We start from the raw sequence: 12,876 nt of genomic DNA, 5'->3' as shown, positions 1-12,876 counted from the left end.
CGGCCGGGCTCTCCGGGGCGGACGACTCCACCTCCGGCCCGCTCGGCGCGTCCTGGCCGCCGCCCCCGCCGCCCCCGCCGCCGTTGTCGGGGCCCGAGTCGTCCGGGCCGTCGTCGTCCGGAGCGCCGTCCGGATCGCTGTCCGGATCGCTGTCCCGGGCGCCGTCAGGGTCGGTCTCGGGGTCCTGCCCGGCGAACTGCTGGAGCGTCTCGTCCAGCTTCTCCTCGTCCAACCCCGGCGCGTCGAAGGGGTTGCGCCGCCGCCGGTGCGGAAGCGCCAGCTGCGCGGCGACGCGCACGTCCTCCGCCAGCACCTGCGTCCGCCCGGCCCAGGCCGCGAGCGCGACCGCGGTGCGCGCCATCACGATGTCCGCGCGCAGGCCGTCCACCTCGAACGCCGCGCACACGGCCGTGATCTGACGCAGCGCCGCATCACCGAGCACCACCTGCGGCAGCGACTCCCGGGCGGTGACGATGCGCTGGGCCAGAGCCCGCTCGTCGTCCCGCCAGCGGGCGGCGAAGCCGTCCGGGTCGGCGTCGTAGGCGAGACGGCGGCGCACGACCTCGGCCCGCTGCTCGGGCTCGCGCGTCGCCGCGATCTCGACGGTGAGCCCGAACCGGTCCAGCAGCTGCGGCCGCAGCTCGCCCTCCTCGGGGTTCATCGTCCCGACCAGCAGGAACCGCGCGGCGTGCCGCACCGAGACGCCCTCGCGCTCGACGTAGGAGCGGCCCATGGCGGCCGCGTCGAGCAGCAGGTCGACGAGGTGGTCGTGGAGCAGGTTGACCTCGTCGATGTAGAGCACGCCGCGGTGGGCCGCCGCCAGCAGTCCGGGCTCGTAGGCCTTGACGCCCTCGGCGAGCGCGCGCTCCAGGTCCAGCGAGCCGACGATGCGGTCCTCGCTGACGCCGACGGGCAGCTCGACCAGCGAGGTCGGCCGCTCGCTCACCGAGGAGACGACATGCGGCCCGTCCGGGCACTGCGGGTCCGGCGCGGCCGGGTCGCAGGCGAACCGGCAGCCGGCCACGACGCCGATGGCAGGCAGCAGCCCGGCCAGCGCGCGGACCATGGTCGACTTGGCGGTGCCCTTCTCGCCGCGCACCAGCACGCCGCCGACCTGCGGCGAGACGGCGTTCAGCAGCAGCGCGAGCCGCAGGTCGTCCATGCCGACGACGGCGGTGAAGGGGTAACGGGCGTCCTGCTCGACGGTGCTCACTCCGCGTCCCCTTCCAGGTCGCCTTCGAGCTCCAGGTAGGTGGCCCGCAGCTGGTCCAGGGTCTTCTGGTCCGGCTCGGCCCAGAGCTTGCGCTCCGCCGCCTCCAGCAGCCGTTCGGTGATCCCGCGCAGCGCCCAGGGGTTGGACTTGCGCATGAACTCCTGGTTGGTGGGGTCGAAGACGTACTCGGCGGCCAGCTTCTCGTACATCCAGTCGTCGACCACGCCCGCCGTGGCGTCGTAGCCGAAGAGGTAGTCGACGGTCGCGGCCATCTCGAACGCGCCCTTGTACCCGTGGCGGCGCATGGCCGCCATCCAGCGCGGGTTGACGACACGGGCGCGGAAGACGCGGTGCGTCTCCTCGCCCAGCGTGCGGGTCTTGACCTGGCTGGGCGTGGCGCTGTCGCCCACGTAGGCGGCCGGGGACTCGCCGGTCAGGTGGCGGACCATGGCCACCATGCCGCCGTGGTACTGGAAGTAGTCGTCCGCGTCGACCAGGTCGTGCTCGCGGGTGTCGACGTTCTTCGCGGCCACCGAGATCCGGCGGAACGCCTGCTCCATGTCGCCGCGCGCGGCCCGGCCGTCGAGGCCGCGCCCGTAGGCGTAGCCGCCCCAGACGGCGTAGACCTCCGCCAGGTCGGCGTCGGAGCGCCAGTTGCGGGCGTCGATCAGCGGCAGCAGGCCCGCGCCGTACGCGCCGGGCTTGGAGCCGAAGATGCGCGCGGTCGCGCGGCGCCGGTCGCCGTGCTCGCCCGTGTCCTCGTCGACGTGCGCGCGGACGTAGTTGGCGTCGGCGGGCTCGTCCAGCTCGGCCACGGCCCGAACGGCGTCGTCCAGCAGGGCGACCACGTGCGGGAAGGCGTCGCGGAAGAAACCCGAGATGCGGACGGTCACGTCGATGCGGGGACGGCCGAGCTCCGTGAGCGGCACGACCTCGAAGCCGGTGACCCGCCGCGAGGCGTCGTCCCAGACCGGGCGGCAGCCCAGCAGCGCCAGGATCTCGGCGATGTCGTCGCCCTGGGTGCGCATGCAGGAGGTGCCCCAGACCGTCAGGCCCACGGACTTGGGGTAGGCGCCGGTGTCGTCCAGGTAGCGGGCCACGAGCGAGTCGGCGAGCGCCTGGCCGACCTCCCAACTCAGGCGCGACGGGATGGCCTTGGGGTCGACGGAGTAGAAGTTCCGGCCCGTCGGCAGCACGTTGACCAGCCCGCGCGTCGGCGAGCCGGACGGTCCCGCCGGGACGTACCCGCCGCGCAGCGCGCGCAGGATGTGGTCCAACTCGTCCGTGGTGCGGGCCAGTCGCGGCACGACCTCCTCGGCGGCGAACTCCAGCACGGCCACCGCCGTGTCGAGCGGACCGCCGAGCACCTCCAGGACCAGGCCGGGTGCGGCCTCGACCGCCCAGTCCCGCGCCTCCATGCCCTCGGCGAGCCGGCGGCACAGCTGCTCCAGCAGGTCCAGCGCGTCCGCGCCGGTCCGCGCCGGGCCGTCGACCAGCGCGCGCAGCTTAGGCGACACGGCCACGACCGCGCCCGGCTCGGCCAGCAACTCCTTCTCCACCAGCCCGAAGTGGGCGGCCAGCGCGGCCCGCAGGCCGGGCAGCGCGTCGGCGCGCCCACCCCAGATCTGCGCCGAACGCAGCACCGCCAGCACCAGGTTGACCCGCGCCTCGTCCGCCGGACCGCCGCCCAGGATGTGCAGGCCGTCGCGGATCTGCACGTCCTTGATCTCGCACAGGTAGCCGTCGATGTGCATGACGAACTCGTCGAACTCGGCGTCGTCCGGCTGCTCGTCCACGTGCAGGTCGTGGTGGAGCTCGGCGGCCTTGACGATGGTCCAGATCTGCGCCCGCACGGCCGGCGCCTTGGCCGGGTCCAGATCGCTGACGAGCGCGTACTCGTCCAGCAGCTGCTCCAGCTTGGCCAGGTCGCCGTAGGTGTCGGCGCGCGCCATCGGCGGCACCAGGTGGTCGACGATGGTGGCGTGGCCGCGGCGCTTGGCCTGGGTGCCCTCGCCGGGGTCGTTGACGATGAACGGGTAGATCAGCGGCAGTTCGCCCAGCACCGCGTCCGGCGCGCAACCGCGCGACAGGCCCAGGCCCTTGCCCGGCAGCCACTCCATCGTGCCGTGCTTTCCCAGGTGCACGATGGCGTCGGCGCCGAATCCGCCTGACGATGTCGCGGCCTCCAGCCACCGGTAGGCGGCCAGGTAGTGGTGGGACGGCGGCAGGTCGGGGTCGTGGTAGATCGCGATCGGGTTCTCGCCGAAGCCGCGCGGCGGCTGGATCATCAGCACGACGTTGCCGAACGCCAGCGAGGCGAGCACGATCTCGTCGCCGTCGACGTAGAGCTGACCGGGGGCCTCGCCCCAGTGCTCCAGCACGCCCTCGCGCAGCTCGTCGTCCAGCGCGTCGAACCACTGCTGGTAGTCCCGCAGCGGCACCCGCGCGGGTGCGGCCCGCAACTGCTCCTCGGTCAGCCACTCGACGTCGTGGCCGCCGGCGGCGATGAGCGAGTGGATCAGCTCGTCGCCGTTGTCCGGGTAGCCGTCGACGGTGTAGCCCGCGCCGCGCAGCGCGTCGAGCAGGCGGACCGCCGAGGCCGGGGTGTCCAGGCCCACGGCGTTGCCGACGCGCGAGTGCTTGGTCGGGTAGGCCGTGAAGACGATCGCCAGCTTCTTCTCGGCGTTCGGCTTGTGCCGCAGCGCCGCGTGCCGCAGCGCGATCCCGGCGACGCGCCCGGCGCGTTCCTCGTCGGCGACGTAGACGGGGATGCCGTCGGCGCCGGTCTCCTTGAACGAGAACGGCACGGAGATCAGCCGGCCGTCGAACTCGGGGATGGCGACCTGCATGGCCGCGTCCATCGGCGAGAGCGCCGCGTCGGACTCGTCCCAGACGCCGCGCGAGGTGGTCAGGCAGAGGCCCTGGATGACGGGGATGTCCAGCTCGGCCAGCTGTCCGATGTCCCAGCTCTCCTCGCCGTCGCCGCCCGCCGAGGCGTCGGCGGCGACGGTCCCGCCGGCCGCGAGCACGGTCGCGACCAGCGCGTCGCACCTCCCCACCAGCTCGAACAGCCCGGCGTCCGCCCCGCGCAGCGAACCGCAGTAGATCGGCAGGGCGTTGCCGCCCCTGGCCTCGATCGCCTCCGTCAGCGTGTCCACGAAGGCGGTGTTCCCCGAGAGTTCGTGGGCGCGGTAGAAGAGCACACCCACCGTGGGGCGGCCATCCCGCAGTTCAGCGTCCCCCCGAACGCCGAACTGCGGCATGGCCTGGGGCGGGGCGAAGCCCTCGCCGGTCAGCAGGACCGTGTCGGACAGGAACCGCGCGAGCTCGGCGAGGTTGGCCGGGCCGCCCTCGACGAGGTAGCGCAGCGCCTCGGCCACGACACCGGCCGGGGCGGAGGACATGCCCATCAGCTCGGCGTCCGGCACCGCCTCGCCGCCGAGCAGCACGGTCGGCAGGCCCGAGGCGGCGATCGCCGCGAGGCCGTCCTCCCAGGCGCGGCGGCCGCCGAGCAGCCGGACGACGACCACGTCCGCGTCGGCGAGCAGCGCCGGGAGCTCCGACGCGACATCGGTTCTGGTCGGGTTGCCGATCAGGTAGCGCGCGCCGGACGCGCGGGCCGCGAGCAGGTCCGTGTCGGCGGTCGACAGCAGTAGGACCGTGGTCCCGCTCTCCGCCGCGTCCTGCTGGGTCTCGGTCACCCGGTCAACTCCCTCGTCATCGTTGAACATCGGTGCAAAGTCGTGGTCGGTGCAAAGCCGTGGTTCACGCCGGCGCCCCCGGCGGGACGAAGGGCAGGCCCTGCGGGGCGCCGCCCTCGATCAGCCGCCACAGCGCGTCGGTGTCGGCGTGCTCGGCGATCAGGTCGCCGAGCCGGTCCAGCCGCTCCTCGCGGGCGGCGGCGAAGCAGGTGGTGGGCGCGGGCACGAAGTCCCGTCCGGCGGCTGCGGCGATCTCGCGCAGGAAGGCGCGGCGGAACCCGTCGTTCTCCAGCGCGCCGTGCCAGGTCGTGCCCCAGACGGCGCCCTCCCGGCAGCCGTCCAGCCAGGGTTCGCCGCCCTCGACGGTGGCGACGCCGTGGTGGATCTCGTAGCCGTGCACGACCTCGCCGTAGCCCTCGCCGACCGGCCGGGCCAGCGTCTTCTCCCGCGCGAACGCGATGCGGACCGGCAGCAGCCCGAGCCCGTCCACCTCGCCCTGCCGGGACTCGAAGCGGTCGTCGATCGTCCGTGCCAGCATCTGGTAGCCGCCGCAGACGCCCAGCACGGGCAGGCCGCGCGCCGCCCGCTCGGCGACGGCCCGGTCCAGGCCCTGGTCGCGCAGCCAGGCGAGGTCGGCGACGGTGGCCCGGGTGCCGGGCAGGACGACCAGGTCGGCGTCGGCCAGTTCCTCGGGCCGCGTCGCCCAGCGCACCAGCACGCCCGGCTCCTGCGCGAGCGCGTCGACGTCGGTGAAGTTCGACAGGCGCGGCAGCCGCACGACGGAGACCCGCAGCACCTCGGAGCCGACGGCCGGACCGGAGGACCCGCGCGCCATGACCCCGGCCAGGTCGAGGGAGTCCTCGGCGTCCAGCCACAGGCCCGGCAGCATCGGCAGCACGCCCAGCGCCGGACGGTGCGTCACCTGGCGCAGCATGTCCAGTCCGGGCTGGAGCAGTCGCGCGTCGCCGCGGAACTTGTTCACCAGCCAGCCGGCGATGTGCGCCTGGTCCTCGGCGGACAGCAGCGCGAGCGTGCCGAACATCGAGGCGAAGACGCCGCCCCGGTCGATGTCGCCGACCACGACGACGGGCAGGTCGGCGGCGACGGCCAGGCCCATGTTGGCGATGTCGCCGGCCCGCAGGTTGATCTCGGCGGGGGAGCCGGCTCCTTCGCAGACCACCACGTCGTGACGGCTGCGCAGGTCGGCGAGGCAGTCGAGGGCGATCCGCAGCAGCGCGGGCTTGCGGTCGCGGTAGTCGAGCGCGCCGACCTCGGCGACGGGCCTGCCCAGCACGACGACCTGGCTGCGCCCGTCGCCGCCGGGCTTGAGCAGCACCGGGTTCATCGCCGCCTCCGGCTCGACCCCGGCCGCGGCCGCCTGCATCGCCTGCGCCCGGCCGATCTCGGCGCCGTCGAGGGTGACGAAGGAGTTCAGCGACATGTTCTGCGCCTTGAACGGCGCGACCTTGACGCCCTGCCGTCTCAGCCAGCGGCAGATGCCGGCCGTGACGACGCTCTTGCCCGCGTCCGAGGTCGTCCCGGCGACCAGCAGCGCCCCGCTCACGTACGTGCCCCCTTCAGCAACGCGACAGCGACGGTGGCCGCCAGCGCCAGCGCGCCGACCCGGCGCGACAGCCGGCACGCGCGCTCCACGTCCGCGACCGCGACCGGTCGCAGCTCGGCCCCGAGCACCGGCCGGTGCTCCGTCCTCTCCCCGTACTGGAGCGTGCCCCCGAGGCGGACGCCCAACGCGCCCGCGAACGCCGCCTCGGCGTGCCCGGCGTTCGGGCTCGGATGGGACGCGGCGTCACGCCGCCACACCCGCACGGTCCGGCTCCGGTCCGCGCTCGCGGCGACGGTCAGCAGCGCGGTCAGCCGCGCGCCCGGCCATCCCGCGACGTCGTCCAGGCGCGCGGACGCCCACCCGAAGCGGATCAGCCGCGGCGAGCGGTGACCGACCATCGCGTCCAGGGTGTTGACGGCCCGGAAGGCGAGCAGGCCGGGAGCGCCGGCGAGGGCGCCCCAGGCGAGCGCGTTGACGACCGCGTCGGCGGTGTTCTCCGCGACGGACTCCACCACGGCGCGCGCGAGCTGCTGCTCGTCGAGGTGGCGCGGATCGCGCCCGCACAGGTGCGGCAGGTGCTGGCGCGCCGCCTCGACGTCCCCGCGCTCCAGCGCGCCCGCGATGACGCGGGCCTCGCGCGTGAGGGACGCGCCGCCGAGCACGGTCCACGTCGCCGCGGCGGCCAGGGCCGCCTGCGCGGCGGGGGAGCGCCGTGCCGCGTGCTGCGCGGCGAGCGCGGCGGCGGTGACGCCGCCGACGGCGGCCAGGGTGAAGGCGGTCCCGGCGCCGCGGTGGTCGCGGTAGAGGCGCCTCTCCAGCGCCCCCGCGAACCGTCCGAAGCCTGCTACGGGATGACCACGCCGGGGGTCGCCGAACACGGCGTCGGCGGCGTAACCCGCCACTGCCCCGAAAGCGAACGCGTAAGCGCTGCGCGCGCGACTGCGCACCGGTGCGTGTCCTCACTCAGGGTCCGCGCCCTGGATCGACGATCCGAAGGCGAGAGTCTCCTGGCTTCCGGATCGACGCACCGGCGGGCCTTCCAACAGCGTCGCGCTGCCGTGGCCGTCGTTCGCAGGTGCTCCCCGGTGACAGTGGCGGGACCGCGCCGGATTCGCACCGGCTTCCTCTCCTTGCCTCCGATTGGCGTAAGGATCCCACCATGTCGCCGGAGGCAGCGTCAACCGGCCCCGCCGGTGTCACCGGTCACTGTCAGGAGCGCGGCTTGTTGAGCAGTTCGACGGCCTTCTGCAGGGCCTGGTCGGCGGGACTCGCGGGCGGACGGAGGACGTGATCCTCGAACCAGGAGAGACCGAGGATGAGGAAGAGTCCCAGCGGGGCGACAAGCAGGCACAAGATGACAGACATGGGCACCCCAAGGTGTCGAATGCTGCTGCGGCCTGGACGGACCCCGATCCGTCCTCACACCAGCGTCCGACAAAGGGAACATTTCTGCACCTTGGGGAACCACAAGGGGCGCGGGGGCGCGCCCCTGCGGTCAGCGCCCGTCCGAGTTCAGCGCCTGCCCGAGTTCAGTGCCTGCCCGAGATCACGTCGGCGACCTTCGCCACCGGGGAGGTGCGCGCGCGGCCGTCGCGTTCCTGGCGGTCGGCGAAGTGGTAGGCCGCGTACATCCCGTGGACGCCGATCCAGCGCAGCGGCTCCGGCTCCCACTTGCGGACCTTGTGGTCCACCCACGGCAGGGCCGTCAGCTCGGTGTGCTCGCCCAGCACCAGGTCGCGCAGGGTGCGCGCGGCGAGGTTGGTCGTGGTGACGCCGCTGCCGACGTAGCCGCCGGCCCAGCCGAGACCCGTCGCGGGGTCGGCGGCCACGGTCGAGCACCAGTCGCGCGGCACGCCCAGCACGCCCGACCAGGCCTGATCGATGGCGACGCCCTCGGCGGCGGGGAAGAAACGGGTCAGGATCTCGGTCAGCTGCTCGATCGTCTTCGCCTGGGTCGAGCCGTCGTTGTCCGTGCGCGAGCCGAAGCGGTAGGGGACGCCGCGCCCGCCCAGGGCGATCCGGTCGTCCGCGGTGCGCTGCGCGTACATGTACGCGTGCGCGAAGTCGCCGAGCGTCTCGCGGCCGTCCCAGCCGACGGAGTCCCAGAACGAGGCGGGGAGCGGCGCGGTGACGATCATGGAGGAGTTCATCGGCAGCCAGGAGCGCTTCTCGCCCTGGAGGTTGGCGGTGAAGCCCTCGGTGCAGCGCAGCACGAACTTCGCCGAGACCGTGCCGCGCCCGGTGACCGCGCGGGCGGGGGCCGCGCCGCGGGCCGGGTGGATCTCGGTGACCGTGGTCTGCTCGTAGATCTTCACGCCCAGGCGCTCGACCGCCCGCGCGAGGCCGAGGACCAGCTTGGCCGGCTGGATCCGGGCGCCGTGCGGGGTCCAACTCGCCCCGAGGACACCGGAGACGGCGATCCGCTTCGAGGCCTCGGCGGCGGTCAGGCGCTGCACCTCCGTCTCACCGTAGGCGTGCTCGCCGGCGACGAAGGCGTCGAGGCGCTCGACCTGCGCGGGGGTGAGGGCGACCTCCAGGACGCCGCCCTTGGTCTGGTCCGCCTCGATGCCCTCCGCGTCGCAGACGCGCAGCACCTCGTCCACGGCGGCGTTCATCGCCTGCTGCATGGCGACGGCGCGCGGCTTGCCGTAGCGCTTGGCGAACACCGACCGGCCGGCGAAGCCGTTGTAGAGCCAGCCGCCGTTGCGCCCCGAGGCGCCGTAGCCGCAGAAGCGCTGCTCCAGCACGGCCACCCGCAGTGCGGGATCGGCCTGCTTGAGGTAGTAGGCCGTCCACAGGCCCGTGTAGCCGCCGCCGACGACGGCGACGTCGACCTCGGTGGACCCGTCCAGCGCGGGGCGCGGCTCGGGAAGGCCGATGGCGGAGTACCAGAAGGAGACACCGCCGTTGACGGTGGTGGACGTGGCCACTTCAGACCTGCTTCCGTCTGCGTCTTGGCTGAGCTGTTGTGGGTCTTGGCTGAGCTGTTTCGGCTGAGCCGTCCTGCGCTGTCCTGCGCTGTCCGCTCAGCTTTTCGGGCACGCTATCCGGGGCTGCGAGCTGCGGCAATGCACAGAGTGTCAAGGTCCGGGCGGCTTCTTCGGACAAACCGTCGACTGGACGCGAGCGGGTTCCCGCGCCCCGTTAGGCCCTTTCCCGGTGGCGGGCGGCGGCCCTGGGTACTGGGATGGAGAGAACATCCGATCGAGCGTCCATCGGGAGAGCCACATGCGTTGGGGCAAGGCAGCCGTCGTGGTCACCGCCTCCGCCGTCGGCGCGGGTGTGGTGGCGCTCGTGGCGGGACGAGTGGTCTCGGAGATCTCGGTCCGCGCGGGCGGCGCGGCGCCCGCCTCCGCCGGGGGCCTGCGGGTGCACGCGGTGGAGCCCGGCCGGGTGGAGCTGACCCGCTCCCCGGAGACCGAGCGCCCCGGCGTCTGGGCGCTGGAGTGGGGCGCCGACGGCCACGTCGTCGTCGGTGACGTGATCGCCACGACGGCGCAGACCGTCGTCCGCGCGGTCCGCCAGGGCACCGGGGCGCTGCCGGAGCCCGGCGAGAAGGTGGTGCTGACGCCGTGGGTGCTGCGCGGCGACCCGCGGTCCGCGCTGGGGCTGGACTTCTCCGAGACGGCCGTCGCCACGGAGCTGGGCGCGATGCCCGCGTGGTACCTCCCCGGCCTGCGCGACCCGTGGGTGATCGCCGTCCACGGCATGGGCGCGGACCGCGCCCAGGTGCTGCCGCTGCTGCCGCTCTTCGAGGAGTTCAAGCTGCCGGTGCTGAGCGTCAGCTACCGCAACGACCCGGGCGCGCCGCCGTCGCCGGACGGCATCGGCCACTTCGGCGAGACCGAGTGGCGCGACGTCGAGGCGGCGATCCGCCTGGCCGTGGACTCGGGCGCGAGCCGCGTCCTGCTGTACGGGTGGGGCCTTGGCGCGACGATGATCCTGTACGCGGCGGAGCGCTCCGCGTGGCGGGACTACGTGCGCGGCCTCGTGCTCGACTCCCCGGTCCTCGACTTCCGCACCTCGGTGCGGCGGCGGGCCACCCGGCTGGGCGTCCCGCAGGCCCTCGCCGAGCTCGGCACGCTGGCCGCGCAGGGCCGCACGGACGTCGACACCGCCGGCTTCGACCACCTCGCCTCCGGCGACGGCCTCCACGCCCCGGCCCTGGTCCTGCACAGCCCGGACGACACCATCGCCCCGATCGAACCCGTCCGCCGCCTGGCCCGCCGCCGGGACGACCTCGTCCTCTTCCGCGAGTTCCCCGGCACGGAGCACGAGGCCCTGTGGAACGCCGACCCGCAGGGGTACGAGGACATCCTGCGACGGTTCGTCACGCCGCTGCTCTAGGCGCTGCGACCGGTCAGGTCGGGGACGCGCTCCCGCAGTCCGCGGCCGGGCGCGTCCCCGTGCCGCGCCGGCGAACCACCCGGGTGCCGCCCGGCACGAGCGCGGCCCGCCGCCGCGCGGCTGCACGCCCCCCGGCCCTCGACCCGGAGGCCGCGGGAGTGCGTGCGGGCCGGGCGGGGGCTCGCCCCATGGCCCTGCGGGACTCCGGGCCCTGGAGTCCGCGGACCCCGGCCTCCGAACGGAGGCGGCTCCCGCCCCGGCGTCAGTGAGAGGGACGCGCGGCCGGGGCGGGGGAGTGCGTGCGGGAGGCAGGCCGGGGCGCTCGCCTCGTCGCCGTGCCGGATCCGGTGCCCCGGGACGGAAGGCCCCGGCCGACGGCCGGCCCGCGTCGCTGCCTGCCTCCCGCCCGCGCCCTGCCCGCCTCCCGCCCCGGAGGATGCCGAGGTGTGCCCGGCGGTGCCGTTCGGGGGCGCCTTGCTCGCCGCCGTGGCCGGATCCCGCTCCCCGGGGACGGTGCGCGGAGTGCAACTTCCCTGCTCTCGTGTCCCGCCCGCCGCAGGCGGAACTGCGCCACGCCTGAGAATGTGACAAGTTGCCGTATGACGGGGAAGACTGCACCGCGTGACGTCCCGGAATCCGCGTGACCGTGATGCCGATATCCCTGCCGCCCGTGTGGCCCGGCTGCCCCGCCCGAAGGGGCAGGTGCGCCGGACGCCGCCGGCTGATCTGCCCGGACCGGGCAGTCTCGCGCCGCCGGCGCGGCGCCTGCTCGCCGACGCGGTGCGCGTCGCCCGCTGGGCGGGCGAACTCGCGGCCGTGGACCGGCGCGGGGACCTGCTGCCGACCGACGCCGCGGACGCGGCGACCGCGCTGGACCTGACCGTCGACCAGGCCCTCGCGGCCTGGGAGCGGGCGCGGCTGACCGGGCTGGTCGAACTGCGCGGCGCGGGGGCCGGACCGGGCTGGCGGCTGCACGCGTGGGCCCACGACGACGAGGCGGTGCTGCGCGGCTGGGCCGCCCTCTTCGACGCCTGGACGCTGCTGGTCTCCGTGCCGGACCGGTCGCTGACCCGGCTCGCCGGGCAGGCCGTGGACCATGCGCCGCAACTGCTCTCGTTCCTGCACCTGGTGGACGCGCCGGTCGCCGAGACCGAGCTGCTGGAGCTGCTGCGCCGGGGCCTGGAGGAGCAGTGGCACGCCGGCCTGCACCCGACCGCCGCGACGCCCGTGCCCCACGCCGCCCTCGCCGTCTCCGCGGTCCGCGCCGACGCGCGGGACGGGGACGCGGCCCAACCGCCGTCGCAGGGCGAGATCGTGGCCGTGCTGCGGTGGATGCTGGACGGCTTCAGAGCCGTCGGGGCCGTGGTCCGCAGAACCGGCCAGCCGGCCGCCGAGGACAGCTTCGAGCTGACCCCGCTCGGCCACTGGGCGGTCCGGGCCAAGCTGGAGGAGATCTGCACCGTCGCGCAGACCGCCGCCGGGCACATCGAGCAGTCCGCCTACGAGCTGCTGGCCGCCTGCGCCGGCTACTCGCCGGGGCCGGCCCGCGCCGAGTACCGGGCCTGGCTGGCGGCGCGTCAGGTGGACCGCGCCGTGGCCGACCTGCTGGACGTGGCCCGCGGGGAGGACGCCCTGCTGCGCGGCCTCGCCTTCGAGGCGCTGCGCGTCGCGGGACAGCCGGCCGAGCCGTCCGTGCGGCACGCCGTGGACGAGCCGATGCTGCGCCCGTACGCGCTGCTGTGGCTGGCCGAGCACAGCGACGAGGGCGTGCTGCCGGCGGACGTGCTGGACAAGCAGGACGCGGCCTGGCTCTGGGTCGACACGGGCGCGGCGGTGCTGGAGCACGGCGACACCGGGATGCTGGTGCGTCACGTGCAGGGGGCGGCCGACGGCGATCCCGGGCGCCTCTTCGCTCTCGCGCGCCAGGTGGGTCACCCGCGCGCCGGGCATGTCCTGGCGGCCGTGGCGTCCGCGCACCCCGATCCTGGAGTGGCGAGGGCTGCCCGGCGCAGCGCGTTCAGCGTCCACGACGGCGGCGCCTGACGACTCGC

Annotated in this window: 8 protein-coding genes and 1 riboswitch; of the genes, 2 read left to right on the top strand and 6 right to left on the bottom strand. The window is 74.7% G+C overall.

Annotated features, from left to right (window positions below; translation table 11 throughout):
- The 6 genes from TR50_RS03350 to TR50_RS03330 form a co-directional block, all read right to left on the bottom strand.
- The coding region (locus TR50_RS03350; RefSeq protein ID WP_152648247.1) for a magnesium chelatase ATPase subunit I at positions 1–1,162 on the bottom strand (1,162 nt) is incomplete at its 3' end.
- A gap of 47 nt (positions 1,163–1,209) precedes the next feature.
- A complete protein-coding gene (cobN, locus tag TR50_RS03345; RefSeq protein WP_236654268.1) occupies positions 1,210–4,863 on the bottom strand; it encodes a cobaltochelatase subunit CobN in 3,654 nt (1,217 codons plus the stop codon).
- 115 nt (positions 4,864–4,978) lie between these two features.
- The gene (locus tag TR50_RS03340) at positions 4,979–6,478 is read right to left on the bottom strand and encodes a cobyric acid synthase (RefSeq protein ID WP_042413719.1); all 1,500 of its coding nucleotides are present in this window, start codon (positions 6,476–6,478) and stop codon (positions 4,979–4,981) included.
- A complete protein-coding gene (locus TR50_RS03335; protein ID WP_042413716.1) occupies positions 6,475–7,425 on the bottom strand; it encodes a cobalamin biosynthesis protein in 951 nt (316 codons plus the stop codon). The genes TR50_RS03340 and TR50_RS03335 overlap by 4 nt, the downstream gene beginning before the upstream one ends.
- Positions 7,426–7,456: 31 nt before the next feature.
- Positions 7,457–7,631: riboswitch (cobalamin riboswitch) on the bottom strand.
- 56 nt (positions 7,632–7,687) lie between these two features.
- The gene (locus TR50_RS46455; protein WP_160311070.1) at positions 7,688–7,843 is read right to left on the bottom strand and encodes a hypothetical protein; all 156 of its coding nucleotides are present in this window, start codon (positions 7,841–7,843) and stop codon (positions 7,688–7,690) included.
- Between the two features lie 164 nt (positions 7,844–8,007).
- The gene (locus TR50_RS03330) at positions 8,008–9,408 is read right to left on the bottom strand and encodes an NAD(P)/FAD-dependent oxidoreductase (RefSeq protein ID WP_042413713.1); all 1,401 of its coding nucleotides are present in this window, start codon (positions 9,406–9,408) and stop codon (positions 8,008–8,010) included.
- Positions 9,409–9,706: 298 nt separating this feature from the next.
- Between TR50_RS03330 and TR50_RS03325 the strand changes: the two genes are divergently transcribed.
- Together TR50_RS03325 and TR50_RS03320 are read left to right on the top strand one after the other, a co-directional pair.
- Positions 9,707–10,825 carry an alpha/beta hydrolase family protein gene (locus TR50_RS03325; protein ID WP_042413711.1) on the top strand — a complete coding sequence of 373 codons (1,119 nt, stop codon included), beginning with the start codon at positions 9,707–9,709 and terminating at the stop codon, positions 10,823–10,825.
- A 702-nt stretch (positions 10,826–11,527) separates the two neighbouring features.
- The gene (locus TR50_RS03320) at positions 11,528–12,868 is read left to right on the top strand and encodes a hypothetical protein (RefSeq protein WP_042413708.1); all 1,341 of its coding nucleotides are present in this window, start codon (positions 11,528–11,530) and stop codon (positions 12,866–12,868) included.
- Positions 12,869–12,876: the final 8 nt, after the last annotated feature.

The sequence above is a fragment of the Streptacidiphilus anmyonensis genome, from assembly GCF_000787855.1.
Lineage (GTDB): Bacteria > Actinomycetota > Actinomycetes > Streptomycetales > Streptomycetaceae > Streptacidiphilus > Streptacidiphilus anmyonensis.
The sequence above is the reverse complement of the archived record's forward strand: the minus strand, read 5'-3'. Positions and strand labels throughout refer to the sequence as shown.